The 18,595-nt window shown below is 69.2% G+C and carries 18 protein-coding genes; 9 read left to right on the top strand and 9 right to left on the bottom strand.

Going from position 1 to position 18,595, the window contains the following annotated elements:
* Positions 1 to 84: 84 nt before the first annotated feature.
* A complete protein-coding gene (ubiM, locus tag MU852_RS02060; protein ID WP_249750814.1) occupies positions 85 to 2,259 on the top strand; it encodes a 5-demethoxyubiquinol-8 5-hydroxylase UbiM in 2,175 nt (724 codons plus the stop codon).
* A 10-nt stretch (positions 2,260 to 2,269) separates the two neighbouring features.
* Here ubiM and pyrC read toward each other — a convergent pair whose 3' ends face one another.
* Genes pyrC through ruvX form a run of 4 tightly spaced genes read right to left on the bottom strand, consistent with a single transcriptional unit; the run spans position 2,270 to position 5,965 of the window.
* Positions 2,270 to 3,559, bottom strand: a complete 1,290-nt coding sequence (pyrC, locus tag MU852_RS02055) for a dihydroorotase (RefSeq protein ID WP_249750813.1) — start codon at positions 3,557 to 3,559, stop codon at positions 2,270 to 2,272.
* Positions 3,556 to 4,539 carry an aspartate carbamoyltransferase catalytic subunit gene (locus MU852_RS02050; RefSeq protein ID WP_249750812.1) on the bottom strand — a complete coding sequence of 328 codons (984 nt, stop codon included), beginning with the start codon at positions 4,537 to 4,539 and terminating at the stop codon, positions 3,556 to 3,558. The genes pyrC and MU852_RS02050 overlap by 4 nt, the downstream gene beginning before the upstream one ends.
* A 23-nt stretch (positions 4,540 to 4,562) precedes the next feature.
* Positions 4,563 to 5,486 (bottom strand): AEC family transporter, encoded by a 924-nt coding sequence (locus tag MU852_RS02045; protein WP_249750811.1) that lies wholly within the window; start codon positions 5,484 to 5,486, stop codon positions 4,563 to 4,565.
* Positions 5,486 to 5,965 (bottom strand): Holliday junction resolvase RuvX, encoded by a 480-nt coding sequence (gene ruvX / locus MU852_RS02040; RefSeq protein WP_249750810.1) that lies wholly within the window; start codon positions 5,963 to 5,965, stop codon positions 5,486 to 5,488. Before ruvX ends, MU852_RS02045 begins: the two co-directional genes overlap by 1 nt.
* Positions 5,966 to 6,103: 138 nt before the next feature.
* Between ruvX and gatC the strand changes: the two genes are divergently transcribed.
* The 5 genes from gatC to adhP all read left to right on the top strand — a co-directional run bounded on the left by gatC (position 6,104) and on the right by adhP (position 11,746).
* Positions 6,104 to 6,391: an Asp-tRNA(Asn)/Glu-tRNA(Gln) amidotransferase subunit GatC gene (gene gatC / locus MU852_RS02035; RefSeq protein ID WP_249750809.1), complete on the top strand. Its 288-nt coding sequence runs from the start codon at positions 6,104 to 6,106 to the stop codon at positions 6,389 to 6,391.
* 2 nt (positions 6,392 to 6,393) lie between these two features.
* The gene (gatA, locus tag MU852_RS02030) at positions 6,394 to 7,875 is read left to right on the top strand and encodes an Asp-tRNA(Asn)/Glu-tRNA(Gln) amidotransferase subunit GatA (protein ID WP_249750808.1); all 1,482 of its coding nucleotides are present in this window, start codon (positions 6,394 to 6,396) and stop codon (positions 7,873 to 7,875) included.
* Positions 7,876 to 7,946: 71 nt separating this feature from the next.
* A complete protein-coding gene (locus tag MU852_RS02025) occupies positions 7,947 to 8,924 on the top strand; it encodes a GAF domain-containing protein (protein ID WP_249750807.1) in 978 nt (325 codons plus the stop codon).
* Between the two features lie 136 nt (positions 8,925 to 9,060).
* Complete coding sequence (gene exaC, locus MU852_RS02020) at positions 9,061 to 10,578, top strand: acetaldehyde dehydrogenase ExaC (protein ID WP_249750806.1); 1,518 nt, start codon at positions 9,061 to 9,063, stop codon at positions 10,576 to 10,578.
* Positions 10,579 to 10,714: 136 nt separating this feature from the next.
* Positions 10,715 to 11,746 carry an alcohol dehydrogenase AdhP gene (gene adhP / locus MU852_RS02015; protein WP_249750805.1) on the top strand — a complete coding sequence of 344 codons (1,032 nt, stop codon included), beginning with the start codon at positions 10,715 to 10,717 and terminating at the stop codon, positions 11,744 to 11,746.
* Between the two features lie 76 nt (positions 11,747 to 11,822).
* Here the strand turns inward: adhP and MU852_RS02010 are convergent, their stop codons facing one another.
* Positions 11,823 to 12,164: a hypothetical protein gene (locus tag MU852_RS02010; RefSeq protein ID WP_249750804.1), complete on the bottom strand. Its 342-nt coding sequence runs from the start codon at positions 12,162 to 12,164 to the stop codon at positions 11,823 to 11,825.
* Positions 12,165 to 12,260: 96 nt separating this feature from the next.
* Here MU852_RS02010 and gatB point away from each other — a divergent pair, with 96 nt between their 5' ends.
* A complete protein-coding gene (gene gatB / locus MU852_RS02005; protein WP_249750803.1) occupies positions 12,261 to 13,760 on the top strand; it encodes an Asp-tRNA(Asn)/Glu-tRNA(Gln) amidotransferase subunit GatB in 1,500 nt (499 codons plus the stop codon).
* Between the two features lie 57 nt (positions 13,761 to 13,817).
* Here gatB and MU852_RS17175 read toward each other — a convergent pair whose 3' ends face one another.
* From MU852_RS17175 to MU852_RS01990, 3 genes are all read right to left on the bottom strand, one after another.
* Positions 13,818 to 14,780, bottom strand: coding sequence for an RcnB family protein (locus MU852_RS17175; RefSeq protein WP_283843737.1), 963 nt, complete (start codon positions 14,778 to 14,780; stop codon positions 13,818 to 13,820).
* A gap of 153 nt (positions 14,781 to 14,933) precedes the next feature.
* Complete coding sequence (locus MU852_RS01995) at positions 14,934 to 15,497, bottom strand: RcnB family protein (RefSeq protein WP_249750802.1); 564 nt, start codon at positions 15,495 to 15,497, stop codon at positions 14,934 to 14,936.
* 106 nt (positions 15,498 to 15,603) lie between these two features.
* Entirely contained in the window at positions 15,604 to 16,443 is an 840-nt protein-coding gene (locus MU852_RS01990) for a sulfotransferase family protein (RefSeq protein WP_249750801.1), read from the bottom strand.
* 76 nt (positions 16,444 to 16,519) lie between these two features.
* Here MU852_RS01990 and MU852_RS01985 point away from each other — a divergent pair, with 76 nt between their 5' ends.
* Positions 16,520 to 17,245 carry a glutathione S-transferase family protein gene (locus MU852_RS01985; protein ID WP_249750800.1) on the top strand — a complete coding sequence of 242 codons (726 nt, stop codon included), beginning with the start codon at positions 16,520 to 16,522 and terminating at the stop codon, positions 17,243 to 17,245.
* 171 nt (positions 17,246 to 17,416) lie between these two features.
* Positions 17,417 to 17,728, top strand: coding sequence for a sel1 repeat family protein (locus MU852_RS01980; RefSeq protein ID WP_249750799.1), 312 nt, complete (start codon positions 17,417 to 17,419; stop codon positions 17,726 to 17,728).
* Positions 17,729 to 17,740: 12 nt separating this feature from the next.
* Here MU852_RS01980 and MU852_RS01975 read toward each other — a convergent pair whose 3' ends face one another.
* On the bottom strand, positions 17,741 to 18,427 hold the full coding sequence (locus tag MU852_RS01975; RefSeq protein WP_249750798.1) for a polysaccharide biosynthesis/export family protein: 687 nt from the start codon (positions 18,425 to 18,427) through the stop codon (positions 17,741 to 17,743).
* Between the last annotated feature and the right edge of the window lie 168 nt (positions 18,428 to 18,595).

Genomic DNA, 18,595 nt, shown 5'->3' with positions numbered 1-18,595 from the left:
GGCGGCGCGGAGCAAGGGCGATCCGACCTCTTGACCCGGCGATGCGGGCGCCGTCTGGTCCGGCGCGTTTCGCTGGAGACCTCGATGACCCGAATCCGGATGGCCGCCGCCGTGGCCCTGCTTCTGTCCACGAGCGGTTGCGTGGGCGCCGCGCCCACTTCGCGCGCGCCCGAACCGGGTCCGGCGTTGGCGGCCTATTTCGACTGCGTCCGGAACGGAGGCGTGGCGATCTCGGCGCACCGGGCGGTTTCGGCGATGGATCAACCGGAGAATTCCATCGCCGCGATCGAGGCGACGGGACGGGCGATCCCCAATGCGATCCTGGAGATCGACGCCGTGCTGACCCGGGACGGCCAGCTGGTGCTGATGCACGACGAGACGATGGAGCGGACGACGACAGGCCGGGGCCGGGTCGCGGATCTGACGCTGGCGCAGGTCAAGGCCGCCCGGCTGAAGGCGTCGAACGGCGCCCTGACCGACGCGTCGCCGCCGACCCTGGACGAAGCGCTGGACGCGGCCGGACGGGTCGGCGCCATCGCCAGCATCGACCTGAAGCCGGCGGACGGCGACAGCACGGTGGATCTGGCGCGGGCGGTGATCGACCAGGTCCGGCGCTCGCGGGCGCAGGATCGGGTGATCCTGATCACCTACACCGACGCCGACGCTCGGGCGGTGGCGGCCATGGCGCCGGAGATGATGATCTCGGCGGGCCTGAACGGGACCGAGGATCTGGCGGGGCTGAACCCGGCGCAGATCCTGGCCTGGACCGGGACGCGCGAGGAGCGGCCGGCGCTGTGGCGATCGCTGCGGGACGCGGGCGTCGAGGTGCAGTTCGGCACCCTGGGCGCGGAAGGCGTGCGCCGCGACGACCGCTATGCGGCCGACGGGGACGTGTCGGAATATCGCGACCTGTTCCTCCAGGGCGTGAGCGTGATCGCCACCGACACGCCGCTGGCGGTGAAGGGGGTGCTGGCGCCCCAGGTGGCCAAGGCGGCGACCCTCCCCGCCCGCGCTGACCGCCGCGCCGACTTGCGCTCGATCAAGGCCGGCGATGATCGGATGGCGCACAAGCGGGCCATGAGCCAGATTTCAGACTTCGACATCGCCGTGGTCGGCGCCGGGCCGGCCGGCCTGGCCTTCGTGCGGTGCCTGGCGGGGGCGGGGCTGTCGGTCGCCCTGATCGAGGGACAGGACGAGGCGGCGCTGCGCGAGCCCGCCTTCGACGGGCGCGAGATCGCCCTGACCCATCATTCGATGCGTCTGTTGAAGACGATGGGCGCCTGGGATCGGATTCCGGCGGATCACATCTCCAACCTGCGCCAGGCGCGGGTGCTGGACGGCGGCTCGGCCTTCGCCCTGACGTTCGGGGCGAGGAACGCGGACCGGCTGGGGGTGCTGATCCCGAATCACCTGATCCGGCGCGCCCTGTTCGAAGTCGTCGAGGGCCAGGCGGGCGCGACCCTGATGGCGGGGCGGCGGGTGGCGGCCTGCCGTGTCCAGACCGCCGCCCCGCGCGGCCGGCTGACGCTGGACGACGGAACGACGATCCGCGCCAGGCTGGTGGTCGCGGCGGATTCGCGCTTTTCTTTCACGCGCGACCAGCTGGGCGTGGGGGCCGGGATCAACCGGCTGGGCCGGTCGATGATGGTGTGCCGGATACGCCACGACCAGCCGCACGGCCATGTGGCGACCGAATGGTTCGACCACGGCCAGACCGTCGCCCTGCTGCCCGTCGCCGACCCGGACCAGCGGGTGTCGTCGGTGGTGCTGACGCTGGCGACGCCGGCCGTGGCGGACCTGATGGGGATGTCGCCCGAGGCCTTCTCGGCCGAGATGGAGCGGCGGCTGAAGGGGCGGCTGAGCGGGCTGGCGCTGGTCGGGACGCGTCACGCCTATCCTCTGGCCACGACCTGGAGCCATCGGTTCGCGGGCCCGGGGTTCGCGCTGATCGGCGATGCGGCCGTGGGGATGCATCCGGTGACGGCCCACGGCTTCAACCTGGGCCTACGGGGGCAGGAGACCCTGGCCAAGGTCGTGCGGTCTGCGCGCGGCGGCGACATTGGGTCTGAGCGGCTGCTGGCCCGCTATCAGCACGAACACCGGCTGGCCAGCTGGCCCCTGTATCAGGGGACCAACGCCCTGGTGCGGCTGTTCACCGAAGAGACGCCGCCCGCCCGGCTGGCGCGCGGCCTGGCGCTCAGGGCCGGTCAGGCGAACGGGCCGTTCAAGGCGGTTGTGAAACGGACGCTGACGGCTTAGGCCGCCGTTCTCAGTGAACCTTGCGGCCCGCGACCCAGGTTCCGACCACCTTGCCCTGAAGCCGGCGGCCGTCGAAGGGGGAGTTCTTGGATTTGGAATGCAGGGCGTCGGCGTCGACGATGACGGGTGCGCCGGGGTCGAACAGGATCAGGTCGGCGGGCGCGCCTTCGGCCAGGACGCCGGCGTCGAGACCCAGGAGGGCGGCCGGGCCGTGGGTCAGCGGGCGCAGGACGTCGAGCAGGTCCAGACCGTCCTCGTGGTGCAGCGTCAGGGCGGCGGGCAGCAGGGTCTCCAGGCCCACGGCGCCGGGCGCGGCCTCGCTGAACGGGCGGCGCTTGTCCTCGGCCGGGGCGGGGGCGTGGGCGGAGGTGATGACGTCGATCAGGCCGTCGCGCACGGCCTCGATCAAGGCCTGACGATCCGCCTCGGATCGCAGCGGCGGGTCCAGTCGGTAGAAGGTGCGGTAGTCGCCGATGTCCACCTCGTTGAAGCACAGGTGGTTGATCGAGACGCTGACGGCGACCTCCAGCCCCTTGGCGCGGGCGCGGGCCAGGGTCTCCAGCGCGCCCTCGGTCGAGATCTGATCGACCAGGAAACGGGCGCCGGTCTGTTCGACCAGGGCCAGGTCGCGCTCCAGCCCGATGCGTTCGGCGATGGCCGGGCTGCCCGACAGGCCCAGGCGGGTGGCCAGTTCGCCGGAGGCGGCGACCGCGCCTTCCGTCAGCCAGGGGTCGGACGGACGGCAGGCGATCAGGGCGTTGAAGGCCGCGGCGTAGCTCATCACCCTTTGCAGGGTGCGGCTGTTGACGATGACCTTGTCGCCGTCGGTGAAATAGAGGGCGCCGGCCTCGTCCATCAGGCCGATCTCGGCCATGCGCTCGCCGCCCAGCGCCTTGGTCGCGGCGCCCGCCGCGCGGACATTGACCAGGTTCAGGGCCGCGCCGCGACGCTGGATGAAGTCGATCATCGCCGGGTCGTCGACGGCGGGGTCGGTGTCGGGCTGGACGACGATGGTGGTCACGCCCCCGGCGGCGGCGGCCAGGCTGGCGGACTTCAGCGTCTCCTTGGGCTCGGCGCCCGGTTCGCCGGTCTTGACCCGAATGTCGATCAGGCCGGGCGCGAGGCAGTGGCCGTCGCAGTCGATGATCTCGAAGTCGGTGCCGAGCTCAGTATGAAACTGCCGCTCGAATGCGACCTCTATGATCTTGCCGTGCTGGACGATGAGTGTGGCGGGGCCGTCCCTGCCTGTGGCCGGGTCCAGAAGGCGGGCATCCGAAAAGACGGTGATGGTGTCGCTCATGCGGCGTCTCCCCAGCGGGCGGAGAGGGAGGCCAGCACCGCCATGCGGGCGGCGACGCCCATCTCGACCTGATCCTGGATCAGGGAGACGTCCAGGTCGTCGGCGACGTCGGAATCGATCTCGACGCCCCGGTTCATCGGGCCGGGGTGCATGACCTTCGCCCCTTCATTGGCCCAGGCCAGTTTCTCGCGGTCCAGGCCCCAGAAGCGGAAGTATTCGCGAGTCGAGGGGACCAGGGCGCCGGCCATCCGCTCCAACTGCAACCGCAGCATCATCACCACGTCGCAGCCGGCGAGCCCCTCGCGCATGTCGTGAAACACCTCGCAGCCCCAGCGGTCGGCGTCGCCGGGCACCAAGGTCGGCGGGCCGATCAGGCGCACCCGCGCGCCCATCATCTGCAGCAGGGCGACGTTGGAGCGGGCCACGCGGCTGTGGGTGATGTCGCCGCAGATGGCGATGGTCAGGCTGGTCACGTCGCCAAGGGCGCGGCGCATGGACAGCAGGTCCAGCAGGGCCTGGGTCGGGTGTTCGTGGCGGCCGTCCCCGGCGTTGACCACCGCGCAGCCGACCTTCTGGCTGAGCAGTTCGGCGGCGCCCGAGGCCGAGTGACGCACAACCAGGATGTCTGGCTTCATGGCGTTTAGGGTGACCGCCGTGTCGATCAGGGTTTCGCCCTTCTTCACCGAGGAGGAGGCGACCGGCATGGTCACCACATCGGCGCCCAGCCGCTTGGCCGCGATCTCGAACGAGGAGGAGGTGCGGGTCGAGTTCTCGAAGAACAGGTTCACGACCGTGCGCCCGTGCAGCACGTCCAGCGCCTTGGATGACTGGCGATTGAAGTCGACGAAGGCGTCGCCGAGGTCCAGCAGCTGCGGAACGACGTAGGGGTTCAGGTCCGAGGCGGCCAGGAAATGGGCGCGGGGGAACGGGATCAGCCGCTCCTGGATGGTTTGTTCGGTGACGGTGGGCGGCTGGGTCATCGAGACGCGGCTATAGGCGGCCTTCACGCCAAATGGAACAGCGCCAGGAACAGCGGCATGGTTATCGCCCCGCCGACGGTGGTCAGGGCGATGACCCCGGCCATCAGAGGCGCATCCCCGCCCATCTGTCGCGCCAGCATGTAGGATGCTGCGGCGCCAGGCGTCGCGCCGCACAGCATGGCCAGGGCCTGGGCCAGCTGGTCGCCGCCCAGCAACCGGCAGACGCCCCACATCAGGAAGGGCATGACCAGCAGCTTGACGACCGAAACCCCGCCGACGGTGATCCGGCGCCGCGCCACCTCGGCGAAGCTGAGGCCCGCGCCCGCGACGATCAGGCCCAGCGGCAGGGCCGCGCCGCCGATCAGCTCCAGAATGCGCGACAGGACCGGAAAGTCCGGCGCGCCGGCGAAGTTCAGCATCAGGCCGATCAGGCAGGCCATCAGGATCGGGTTCTTCAGCATGGCCGTGAGCAAGGCCAGGGGCGAGACGCCCCGCTGATCGGCGCCCCAGCGCGCCAGCACGGCGACGCAGGCGATGTTGGTGACGGGAATTATGCAGGCGATCATGACGGCGGCGACGGCCAGACCCTGGGGCCCGAACGCCGCCTGAACCACGGGCAGGAAGACGAAGCTGTTCCAGCGGATCACGCCCTGGAAGACGCTGGTGTAGGCCGGGCCGTCCAGGCGGATCAGCGGCTTGGCCGCCAACGCCAAGGCGGCGACCACGATCACCGACGCCACCGCCGCGCCGCCGGCCGGGCCCGCGCTGTCGCCCGCCAGGTCGGCATGCCAGATCGCCGGGATCAGAAAGCCGGGATAGAGGATGTTGATCGACAGCTTCTCGATCGGCCGCCAGGCGGCGTCGGGCAGGAAATCCGACTTGCGCAGGCCATAGCCCAGGGCGATCAGCACGAAGACCGGCGCGATGCCGAGAAACAGGCCGCCCACTAGACCCAGGTCGCCTGGTCGCGAACCCGGTCCAGCGCGCCCTGCAGGATCCAGGCGGCGGCGGTGCGGTCGACCACGCCGGCGCGGCGCTTGCGGTTCAGGTCCAGTTCGTCGATCAGGAAGCGTTCGACCGCGCTGGTCGACAGCCGCTCGTCCCAGAAGGCGACGTTGACGGGGCGCAGCCGTTCCAGATTGCGGGCGAAGGCGCGGCACGATTGGGCGCGCGGACCTTCGGTTCCGTCCATGTTGATCGGCAGGCCGACGACCAGGGCCGAGACCTTGCGGTGCGCCATCAGCTTGAACAGATGTTCGGCCTCCAGCGTGAACTTGGACTTGCGGATCAGCTCCAGCGGGGAGGCGATCATGCGGGTGGCGTCCGACACGGCGACGCCGATGGTCTTCTCGCCCAGGTCCAGCCCCATCCACGGCGTGTCGGGCGGGCAGGCGGCGGGCAGGTCGAGGAGGTCGAGGACGGGCACGGGCCGGGCGGTAGGCCCCAAAGCGCCGGAAGTCAAAGTCATCGCCTTGTGAAACCGGGGTCGGAACGCTAATCCGACCCCTTCGAATTCAACTTGAGTGTGGAATCCCAAATTCCCACCGTGTGTTTGGAGGGCCGCATGGCCATCGACGCCGCGACGGTGCGCAAGGTGGCGCATCTCGCCCGGATCAAGACCCCCGAGGACCGGCTGGAGCCGCTGGCGCAGGAGCTGAACGGCATCATGCAGTGGATCGAGCAGCTGAACGAGGTCGATGTCGACGGCGTCGAGCCCATGACCTCGAACGTCGCCCAGCCGCTGCGCCTGCGCGACGACGTGGTGACCGACGGCGGCAAGATCGCCGACGTCCTGTCCAACGCGCCCAAGTCGGCGGACGGCTTCTTCGTCGTGCCCAAGGTGGTCGAATAGTCATGAGCGACCTGACCAAGCTGACCCTGAAGGGCGCCGTCGACGGCCTGAAGGCCAAGGCCTTCACCTCGGCCGAGATCACCCAGGCCTTCCTGACCAATATCGCGGCGTCGAACCCGACGCTGAACGCCTATGTCGAGGTGACGGCGGACAAGGCGCTGGAGATGGCCAAGGCGTCCGACGCCCGGCTGGCGGCGGGGCAGGGCGGGGCGCTGGAAGGCGCGCCGCTGGGGATCAAGGACCTGTTCTGCACCGACGGCGTGCAGACGACGGCCGGCTCCAACATGCTGCGCGGCTTCGTTCCGCCCTATGAATCGACCGTCACCGCCAATCTGTGGCGCGACGGGGCGGTGATGCTGGGCAAGCTGAACATGGACGAGTTCGCCATGGGCTCGTCCAACGAGACCAGCGCCTTCGGGCCGGTGAAGAATCCGTGGAAGTCCAAGGCGTCGAACGCCGAACTGACGCCAGGCGGATCGTCGGGCGGCTCGGCCTCGGCGGTGGCGGCGGACCTGTGCCTGGCCGCGACGGCGTCGGACACCGGCGGATCGATCCGCCAGCCAGCCGCCTTCACCGGCACGGTGGGCATCAAGCCGACCTACGGCCGCGCCAGCCGGTTCGGGATGGTGGCCTTCGCCAGTTCGCTGGACCAGGCCGGGCCGATCACCAAGACGGTCGAGGACGCGGCCCTGTTGCTGAAGTCCATGTGCTCGTTCGATCCGAAGGATTCGACCAGCCTGGACGTCGAGACGCCGGACTGGACCGCCTCGGTCGGTCAGTCCGTGAAGGGCCTGCGCATCGGCGTGCCGCGCGAATACGTCGTGGACGGCATGCCCGCCGAAATCCAGGCGCTTTGGGACCAGGGCGTCGAATGGCTGAAGGCCGCGGGCTGCGAGATCGTCGACATCAGCCTGCCGCACACCAAATACGCCCTGCCGACCTATTACATCGTGGCGCCGGCCGAGGCGTCGTCCAACCTTGCGCGCTACGACGGCATGCGCTTCGGCCATCGCGCGGCCGAGGCCAAGTCGCTGACGGACCTGTACGAGACCAGCCGGGCGGAAGGCTTCGGCAAGGAGGTGCAGCGTCGCCTGACCATCGGCGCCTATGTGCTGTCGTCGGCCGGATTCTATGACGCCTATTACGTCCGTGCGCTGAAGGTGCGTCGCCGCATCGCCGAGGACTTCGACAAGGTCTGGGGCCAGGTGGACGCCATCCTGACGCCGTCCACGCCGTCGGCGGCCTTCGCCCTGGGCGACAAGCAGATCGATCCGGTGACCATGTATCTGAACGACGTCTTCACGGTGACGGCCAACCTGGCCGGCCTGCCGGGCCTTTCGGTGCCGGCGGGCGTGGACTCCGGCGGCCTGCCGCTGGGCCTGCAGGTCATCGGCAAGGCGCTGGACGAGGCGACGGTCTTCCGTGTCGGCAAGGCGCTGGAAGACGCGGCGGGCTTTGCGGCCAAGCCCGAGACGTGGTGGTAGGAAGGTCGCATTGACGCCCGCTCGGCGCGGGCGTTTGATGATCCCGAACGACAACGCCTTGGGAGCGAACCATGGGCGAGCGGACGGGAAACGATCACCGCGACCTGATCAAGCAGGTGCTGGACGACGGGGCCGGGCCCGCGCGGTCGGCGCTGGCGGCGTCGTGGCGACGGTCCATGACCCTGTACGGCCTGGACCCCGAGAGCCGCGGCCAGGTCGCCACCCTGACGGAAACCCAGCTGCGCGCGGCGCGTGAGGCGATGGAGCCGATGACCCGCGCGGCCCAAGGCGTGCTGGATCGGTTGTTCCTGGCGGTCGGGGACGCGGGCTGCTGCGTCCTGCTGTGCGACGCCGAGGGCGTGCCGGTGGAGCGGCGCGGCGCGGCGACCGACGACGAGACCTTTCACCGCTGGGGCCTGTGGCCCGGCGCCGTCTGGTCGGAAGCTGTCGAGGGGACCAACGGCATCGGCACGGCCCTGGCCGAGAAGCGGCCCGTGACCATCCACCGCGACCAGCATTTCCACGCCCGCAATACGGGGCTGAGCTGCACCAGCCATCCGATCCACGATCCGCTGGGGCGGCTGGCGGGGGCGCTGGACGTCTCGTCGTGCCGGGCGGATCAGACCGAGGCCATGCTGGGGCTGATCGCCGCCGCCGTGGCCGACGCCGCGCGGGCGATCGAGGCCCAGGCCTTCCGCCAGGCCTTCGCCGAGGCGCGCATCGTGCTGGCCGGCGACGCGGCCGAGCGCAACACCGCCGCCCTGCTGGCGGTCGACCGGCACGATCTGGTCGTGGGCGCGACGCGGGCGGCGCGGCTGGCGCTGTCGATTACGGACGAACGGATCGCCGGACAACTGGCGGCGTCGGAGGTGCTGGGCGGCGCCGGCGGCATCGAGGCGGACCTCTTGGAAGCCGAGCGCGGGGCGGTGCGGCGCGCCCTGGCGCGGAACGGGGGCAACGTCTCGGCCGCGGCACGGGCGCTGGGCGTCAGCCGGGCGACCCTGCATCGCAAGCTGCATCGCCTGGGCTTGGCCGGCGCGCCTCACTAAGCCCATCTGTCGCAAGGCTGAGACAGGTTTGCGCCGCACCATGAGCGGCCGGTCTGGCGAAAAGGCCGCGGCGGGCGGAGCTTCCGGTCCCAACGACGTCGATCAGCGACGCCCGAGGAACCGTCAGGAGGCTTTGATGACCAAACCCGAATTCGTCCGCGCCGCGACCCCCAAGTTCAAGGCGCGCTATGACAACTTCATCGGCGGACAGTGGGTCCCGCCGGTCAACGGCCGCTACTTCGAGAACACCTCCCCGGTGAACGGCCGCGTCCTGTGCGAGGTCGCCCGATCGGACGCGGCCGATGTCGAAAAGGCCCTGGACGCCGCCCATGCCGCCAAGGACGCCTGGGGCCGGACCAGCGTGGCCGAACGCGCCGTCATCCTGAACAGGATCGCCGACCGGATCGAACAGAACCTGCAGGCCGTCGCCGAGGCCGAGACCTGGGACAACGGCAAGCCGGTGCGCGAGACCCTGGCCGCCGACATTCCCCTGGCCATAGACCACTTCCGCTATTTCGCCGGCTGCATCCGCGCGCAGGAAGGCGGCATCTCGGAACTGGACCACGACACGGTCGCCTATCACTTCCACGAACCGCTGGGCGTGGTCGGCCAGATCATTCCCTGGAACTTCCCGATCCTGATGGCCGCCTGGAAGATCGCCCCGGCCCTGGCGGCGGGCAATTGCATCGTGCTGAAGCCGGCCGAACAGACGCCGGCGTCGATCCTGCTGGTGGTCGAGCTGATCCAGGACCTGCTGCCGGCGGGCGTGCTGAACATCGTGTCGGGCACCGGACCGGAGGTCGGAGAGCCGCTGGCGACCAATCCGCGCATCGCCAAGATCGCCTTCACCGGCTCGACCGCCGTCGGACAGAAGATCATGGAGTACGCCACCAAGAACATCATTCCGGTGACGCTTGAGCTGGGCGGCAAGTCGCCCAACATCTTCTTCAAGGACGTGATGGATCACGACGACGCCTTCCTGGACAAGGCGCTGGAGGGCTTCGCCATGTTCGCCCTAAACCAGGGCGAGGTCTGCACCTGCCCCAGTCGGGCTTTGATCCACGAGGACATCTATGACGCCTTCATCGAGAAGGCGATCGCGCGTGTCGAGGCCATCAAACAGGGCGACCCGCTGAACCCGGAAACCCAGGTCGGCGCCCAGGCGTCGGACCAGCAGCTGAAGAAGATCCTGGGCTATCTGAACCTGGGCAAGGACGAGGGCGCCGAGGTTCTGACCGGCGGGGACCAGGCGGTGCTCAAGGACGACCTGGCGGGCGGCTATTACGTCAAGCCAACCGTGTTCAAGGGCACGAACGACATGCGCATCTTCCAGGAGGAGATCTTCGGCCCGGTGCTGGCCGTGACCACCTTCAAGACGCTGGACGAGGCGATCGCCATCGCCAACGACACCGAATACGGCCTGGGCGCCGGGGTGTGGTCGCGCGACATGAACACCGCCTATCGCGCGGGCCGCGCCATCCAGGCGGGCCGCGTCTGGACCAACTGCTATCACCAGTATCCGGCCCACGCGGCGTTCGGCGGCTACAAGAAGTCGGGCATCGGGCGCGAGAACCACCGGATGATGCTGGACCACTATCAGCAGACCAAGAACCTGCTGGTCAGCTACAGCCCCGACAAGCTCGGCTTCTTCTGACCTGGATCAAGGACGGCCGCGCGTCGGCCGTCCATCCTCACCGTGCTCTCCGCTTCCTCCCCGAGAGAGCACCTGCCTGGGCGGACCGATGTCCTGCTTTCGGTCCGCCCGCTCTTTTTCCCGAGAGAGGTGTCCCATGCCAAAGACCATGAAGGCCGCCGTGGTGCGCGCGTTCGGCCAGCCGCTGACCATCGACGAGGTGGCCGTGCCCGAACCGGGCCCCGGCCAGATCCAGGTCAAGATCGAGGCGTCCGGCGTCTGCCACACCGACCTGCACGCCGCCGAGGGCGACTGGCCGGTGAAGCCCAACCCGCCCTTCATCCCCGGCCATGAGGGCGTCGGCTACGTCTCGGCGGTCGGCGCGGGCGTCAAGCTGGTCAAGGAAGGTGACCGGGTCGGCGTGCCGTGGCTCTACTCCGCCTGCGGCCACTGCAAGCACTGTCTGGGCGGCTGGGAGACCCTGTGCCACGAGCAGGAGAACACCGGCTATTCGGTCAACGGCGGTTTCGCCGAATACGCCATCGCCGATCCCGACTATGTCGGCCACCTGCCCGACAACGTCGACTTCACAGAGATCGCGCCGATCCTGTGCGCCGGCGTGACGGTCTACAAAGGGCTGAAGATGACGGACACCAGGCCGGGCGACTGGGTGGTGATCTCGGGCATCGGCGGTCTGGGGCACGTGGCGGTGCAGTACGCCAAGGCCATGGGCATGAACGTGGCCGCCGTGGACGTGGACGACGCCAAGCTGGACCTGGCCCGGCGCCTGGGCGCGACGGTGACGGTCAACGCCAAGACCTCCAACGACCCGGCCGCCGACATCAAGGCCCAGACCGACGGCGGCGCGCAGGGCGTTCTGGTCACGGCGGTGTCGCCCAAGGCGTTCGAACAGGCGGTCAACATGACGGCGCGCGGAGCGACCATCGCCCTGAACGGCCTGCCGCCGGGCGAATTCCCGCTGTCGATCTTCGACATGGTGCTGAACGGCACGACGGTGCGCGGCTCCATCGTCGGCACGCGGCTGGACCTGCAGGAGGCGCTTCAGTTCGCCGGCGAGGGAAAGGTCAAGGCGACCGTCTCCGTCGAGCCGCTGGAGAACATCAACGACATCTTCCAGCGAATGCACAAGGGCCAGATCGAGGGCCGGGTGGTGATGAAGATCAACTGATCCCGGCGGGATCGGAATGCAAAAAAGGGCGGCCGGAGCGCATCCGGCCGCCCTTCCTGTTTCAGGCTGTTCGGCCTCAGGCCGCGGGCAGGGCCTTCAGGTCGGCGTCGATGGCGGCGATCACGGCGTCGGTGATGTGACCCTGCGAGAAGGGGGCGACCTGGCGCAGGGTCATGCCCTTGAACTGGCCATAGGCGGGATGATCGGCCAGGCCCGGCAGGTGCTTGTCCATCACCGTCTTGGTCGCCGGGTCGGCGACCAGGGCTTCGATGGAGCTTTCGATGGTGGGCCGCGCCGCGGCGGGCGCATGGCCGGCGTGGGCCGAATGGTCTTCAGCGGGGGCGGGGGCGGTCTGGGCGGAGGCGGCCCCGGCAAGCAGCAGGGTAGCGGCGGCGGCGGCGAAGACGGTCTTGGTCATGGGAATCTCCATTGGGAAGACGAAGATGAGCGCGGTTTCGCGACATCCTCAAGACAGCCTCTTTCTCCGCGCCCGGCGGAGCGCTAGGACGGGCGCATGACCGATACCGCGAACACCAAGTTGATCCAGGGCCGGACCGGCCCGTGGGAAATCGTCATGGGGCTGGAGATCCACGCCCAGGTGGCCTCCAGGGCCAAGCTGTTCTCCGGGGCCGCCGTCGGCTTCGGCGCCGGGCCGAACGAGCAGGTGTCGCTGGTGGACGCGGGCTTTCCCGGCATGCTGCCGACGCTGAACAGGCACTGCGTCGAACAGGCGGTGAAGACGGGCCTGGGCCTGCGCGCCAAGATCAACAGGCGCAGCCAGTTCGACCGCAAGAACTATTTCTATCCCGACCTGCCGACCGGCTATCAGATCAGCCAGCTGTTCTATCCGATCGTCGGCGAAGGCGTGGTCGAGGTGGAGGCCGAGGATGGCAGCTTCTTCAACGTCGGCATCGAGCGGCTGCACCTGGAGCAGGACGCGGGCAAGCTGATCCACGACCTGTCGCCGACCGAAAGCTATGTCGACCTGAACCGAGCGGGCACGGCCCTGATGGAGATCGTCTCCAAGCCGGACCTGCGCAGCCCGGAAGAGGCGGTCGCCTACGTCAAGAAGATCAGGACCATCCTGATCTACCTGGGCACCTGCGACGGGGACATGGAGAAGGGCAATCTGCGCGCCGACGTGAACGTGTCGGTCTGCCGGGCCGGGAACTACGACAAGTTCAAGGAAACGGGCGACTTCAGCTATCTGGGCACGCGCTGCGAGATCAAGAACGTCAACAGCTTCCGCTTCATCTCCCAGGCCATCCAGTACGAGGCGCGTCGCCAGATCGAGATCATCGAGGACGGCGGCGCGGTCGTGCAGGAGACGCGCCTGTTCGACCCGACCAAAGGCGAGACCCGCTCGATGCGGTCCAAGGAAGAGGCGATGGACTATCGCTACTTCCCCGACCCGGACCTGCTGCCGCTGGACCTGGAAGAGGCGTGGATCGCTGACATCAAGGCGTCGCTGCCGGAGCTGCCCGACGAGAAGCGCAAGCGGCTGATGAGCGAATACGGCCTGTCGCAGTACGACGCTGTGGTGCTGATCTCGGAACAGGCCAAGGCCGATTACTTCGAGGCGGCGGCCAAGGGGAGGGACGCCAAACTGGTGTCCAACTGGGTCACGAACGAGGTCTCGGCGCGCCTGGCCGCCGACGGCAAGGACTTCAGCGAGAACCCGCTGCCGGCCGCGCACGTGGCCGAACTGGTCAAGCTGATCGAGGAAGGCGTCATCTCCTCCAAGATCGCCAAGGAGGTGTTCGACCACGTCTGGAACGGCGAAGGCTCGCCCTCCGAGGTGGTGGAGAAGCACGGCCTGAAGCAGGTGACCGACACCGGCGCCATCGAGAAGGCGGTCGACGAGATCATCGCCGCCAACCCCGACAAGGCGGCGGCGGTGGCCGAAAAGCCCCAGGCCATCGGCTGGTTCGTCGGCCAGGTCATGAAGGCCACCGGCGGCAAGGCCAATCCGGCGGCCGTCAACGACATCCTGAAGGCCAAGCTCGGCCTCTGAGCCGCCGCCGAAAAAGGGGCCCGGAGATTGCTCTCCGGGCCCCCTTGTCCTGCGCGGCTACCAGCTCCAGGCGTTGCGGATCACCTCGATGATGTATCCGTCGTATTCGTCGATCAGGTAGATCGTATTGTCGACCGCCACCCAGCGCGTGCCTTCGGGCGGATAGCCCAGGCCGTAGGTCCGCCAGTCGTCCAGGCGATAGCGCCAGAAGGTGTCGGGCAGATACTGCCCCACCGACCAGGTCCGGCCCCAGTAGGAGCGCGGGACGCTGTAGTAGCCCCAGCCCGGCGCGAAATAGAAGCCGATCCGCACGCCGCTGTAGCCCCGGAAACGTCGGTCGTTCCGCCACCAGTCGGCGCGATGGTTGCGGTAGAAATCCCGCCGCCACTGGTCACGGTCGAAGCGGCGATGGAAGTCGCCATGATCGCGGTCGCGGCCCGGTCGGTTCCACCCGTCTCCAGGGCGGTCGGGACGGCCCGGACGGTTCCAGCCCTGGCCCGGACGATCCGGCCGGTCGGGGCGGTTCCAACCTTCGTTGGGTCGGTCGGGCCGGTTGGGGCGATCCGGGCGATTGGGGCCGTCCGGGCGATCCGGTCGGCCTTCGGAACCGCCAGGACGAGCCGGCCCGTCGCCGGGTCGGTCGGGTGGATTGGGGCGATCAGGGCGGTCCGGCCGAGTGGGCCGGACGCCGGGCGTGCCGGGCCTGTCCGGTCGATCGGGGCGGTTCCACCCCTCATTGGGTCGGTCGGGCCGGCTGGGACGATCCGGCCGGTCGCCGCCGACGTTCGGACGGGCCGGGCGCTCGGGCCTGTCCGGGCGCGGCGGACGGGGCGTCTCTCCGCGCGTTTCCCGGGACGGCCGCGGGGAGCGGTCTTCGGTCCGGGGCGCGCGGCGCTCGATGGACGGACGTTGCGGGCGTTCGGCCCGATCCTCGCGCTCCTGCGCCAGGGCCTGGACCGGCGCCGACAGCGGTCCGGCCAGGGCGGCGACGGCGGTGAAGGCCATCAGCAGGCGTTTCATGGCTTCTCTTCCTCGAATGCCGCCTTCCTGCGGCTTGTGGTCCACTGTCGCGCCCGGTCCATGAACCCGATCTGAACGCCGTTCGGCGCGCCGCGCGCGCGGAAAACCCCGCGAGTGGGGCTCGCGGGGTCTGCAGGCGGTTTCCGGACGGCGTCAGTAGACGTTGGACAGGACGCTGGCGATCAGGCCGGTGGCGACCGCGACCAACAGGATGTCGCTGCCCGCATGGACGTAGCGATAGCCGCGCGGCGCCGGGCGAAGGCCGTAGAAGTAGGGATCGCTGACATAGTAGCCGCGGTACTGGGCGGGCAGGTAGCCGCCGGTCCGCCAGCGATAACCGTAATAGCGCGGCTCGACCCGATAATAGCCGTGACCCGGCGCGTACCAGTAGTTCCGACGCGGGCCGGTGTAGCCGCGGAAATCGGAACGGCCGCGCCACCAGTTGGCGTTGCCGCGATCCCAGCGGTCGTCGCGGCGCTCGTCGCGATAGTCCCGCCGGTCGTCGCGGCGATCCTGGCGGTAGTCGCCGCGATTGCGGTAGTCGCCCTGGCGCCAGTCGCGTCGGTCGTCACGGCGCTCGTTGCGGAAGTCTCGGCGGTCGTCGCGGCGATCCTGGCGGTATTCGCGCCGGTCGCGGCTCTGGGCCTCTGCGAGCATGGGGACGGCCGTGGTCGACAGCGCGAGGGCGACGACAGCGGCTTTGGTCAGGCGGTTCATCTGCTGCTCCGATCTGAAGCCTGGGGCGGCTTCCGTTGATGGGGCGAGCTTCGGGCCCGGCGCATGAACTCGTCCTGAACGATCGTGTCAGGATGGGACGAAAGCGTCAGTCGATCGGATAGCCCTGTGCGGCGACATAGGCGACGTCGCGGGTGTCCAGATCGGACAGGTCCTGCCGACGGTAGCCGCCCATCGAGTCCGGCGTGCGGACCTCGCCGGCCACCGCCTCGATGACCCGGGTGTCGGCGGGCCGGCCGCAGAAGGTCAGGATTTCGGCGCAGACCTGGCGCGGCTCGCGACAGAAGCGGTCGAAGTCGACGGCCAGGATGCGGTCCGGGAACTGGCTTTTCAGCGCCTCCATGCGACGCTGGACCGCGCACCAGTAGGCCAGGGCGTCGCGCGGCGTGGGCTGGACCTCGCGCGCCAGGAAGACGGGCCCCCAATAGGCGCGCTGGTTCTGGTTGCGGCTGAAGGCCATGTCGAGACCGTTTCGAACCACATGGATGTAGCGCAGGTCGGGCCGCAGGGTCAGGAAGCGGTCGGCGAAGACGTGCGTGGGCGGCAGTTTCCAGCCCCACAGGGGCGGGGGCGCGTCCGTGAAGGGTCCCTCGATGAAGGTCCGCGCGCGCTCCATCAGCCAGGGTTCGGAGTACTGGGGGTGCGGACGGGCGGCCAGCGCCCAGGCCAGATCGACGGCTTCGGGCGACGGACGCCGGCCCTGGATACGGTCGAACAGGAAGCCGGCCACGCGGGCGAACTGGGGCTCGGTCGCCACGGCCAGGTCGCGCCGGTTCATCAGCAGGGCGGCCCACAGATTGTCGTTGGGCATGTTCAGGTCGGAGCCCAGGTCATAGCCGGCCTGGCGCAGCAGCTGGGCGATCATCCGCGTGCCGCTGCCGCCCAGGGCGCCGATGGCGACGGGGCCGGTGTCTGAAAGCTGGCCCAATCGGACGACTCCTTTGCGCGAACCGCGCCCGGCGATACCGTGGGGCGCAGGTTTCCGTCAACGCGAGGCTCGCTTCATGTCCCTACCGATCGAACTCTGGTACTGGCCCACGCCCAACGGCTGGAAGGTCTCCATCGCCCTGGAGGAGATGGGGCTGGCCTATGAGGTGAAGCCGGTGAACATCGGCGCGGGCGAGCAGTTCACGCCCGCATTTCAGGCCATCAGCCCCAACGGCCGCATGCCCGCCATCGTCGATCCGGACGGGCCGGACGGGCAGCCGATCTCCCTCTTCGAATCCGGCGCCATCCTGCAGTATCTGGGCGCCAAGTCGGGACGCTTCTATCCCGCCGATCCCCGCGCCAAGGCCGAGGTCGACCAATGGCTGTTCTGGCAGGTGGGGGGCCTGGGGCCGATGGCGGGCCAGACCCACCATTTCCGCCAGTACGCCCCCGCCATGATCCTGGACCAGCGCCAGATCGCCTATGGCGTTCGGCGCTATACGGACGAGACGCATCGGCTCTACGGCGTGATGGATCGACGTCTGGCGGACCGCGACTATCTGGCCGGCGACTACTCCATCGCCGACATGGCGGCCTGGCCCTGGATCCTGCCCGCGCTGCAGGGCCAGGACCTGGAGGAGTTCCCGAACCTCAAGGCCTGGGTGGCGCGCGTGGGCGACAGGCCGGCGGTCCGGAAGGGCCGAGCGCTGGGCGAGGACCTGCGCCGAAACCTGGCGGCGTCGGGGACGCAAGCCGAGGCCGCGCGGCGAATGCTTTTCGGTCAACGCGCGCGCAAGGAATGAACGGAAGATTGCCGAGAGGTTTCAAAGGCGTGAAGGCGTCGGGGAGTATTCATGCCTGCTTTACTGAAAAGATCGTCGGCGGCCCCGCACGTTAACTTTAACTTCAAAACGTGGGTATTTGATCGCGTATCAGAGGCGGGCCCAGAACGGCGCCCGACGGGAGATACGGTGATGAACGCGCAAGAAATGGCGCACGACCTGCAGGCCGGCGCGCAAGACCAGGGCCTGCCGCTGCCGACGCCGGACATGTCGGGCGACGACCTGTTCAAGCTGGGCATGATGTATTCGGCCGGATCGGGCGGCTGCCCGATGGACCGGGTCTCGGCCCACATGATCTTCAACCTGGCGGCCATGAAGGGCTCGATCGAGGCGCGCGTCTATCGCCGCGAGATGAGCCAGGAGATGGAGCGCGAGGAGCTGGCCGAGGCCCAGCGCGCCGCGCGCCGCTACATCGACCGGGGCGTCGTCCGCCTGGTGGCCTGACGGCCCGCGCCGTCAGGACGAGGCGTAGGTGTTGCCGTTGATGGCGTAGCTGAAGCCGACCGGCAAGGCGCTGCGCACCTGGGTGAAGAAGGCCGCCAGTTCGCCCAGGGTCGAGCGCGGCACGAACAGGATGTCGCCGCGACGCAGGGCCACGACCTCGGCCTGGCGCGGACGCAGGTCGATGACCCGCATCATGCGGCTGCCGCCCGGCCCGCGTCGGATCAGGGCCACGCTGCGCGCCTGGGCGCCCGGCGTCAGGCCGCCGGCCTGCACCACGGCCTGATAGGCGTCCAGGTCGCCGACCATCTCGATCACGCCGGGGGTGCGCACTTCCCCGTCGACCCAGACGCGGATCGGGCCGGCTTGGCGCAGCGTCACCTCGATCACCGGCCGCACCAACTGCGAGGCGTAGGCCGCCGACAGGCCCTGCTGCAGTTCGGTCAGGCTGCGATCCGCCGCCATGACGTTTCCGATAAGCGGAAGGGCGATGCGCCCGTCCGGCGCCACGCGCAGGGTGCGCGTCAGCTCGGCCGCCGTGGGCATGGCCACCTCGATCTCGTCGCCGGGATACAGCAGATATTCCGGCTCGGCGTCCGTCCAGTCGGCGAAGGGAATGCCGGGAAAGTCGCCGGGGGCGCAGCCTGAACGCGTTGTACGCCTGCCGGGCGGGGCATCCGCGCGCCGTTCCCGCCGCCGCACGCCGCCAGCAGCGGCAGGGCGGTCGAGCCCAGGGCCATCAGGAACAGGCGGCGATCAGGCGTCATGGGAATCGGTCGATCCGAGGGATGCACAGCGTCGATGCAGCGTCGCCGCTTATGGGTAACCAGTGGTTAACGCGGGTCGGCGAAGGGTGGGTTGAACAAGCGT

This window comes from Brevundimonas albigilva (assembly GCF_023503965.1).
In the GTDB taxonomy this organism is placed as follows: domain Bacteria; phylum Pseudomonadota; class Alphaproteobacteria; order Caulobacterales; family Caulobacteraceae; genus Brevundimonas; species Brevundimonas albigilva.
The sequence above is the reverse complement of the archived record's forward strand: the minus strand, read 5'-3'. Positions and strand labels throughout refer to the sequence as shown.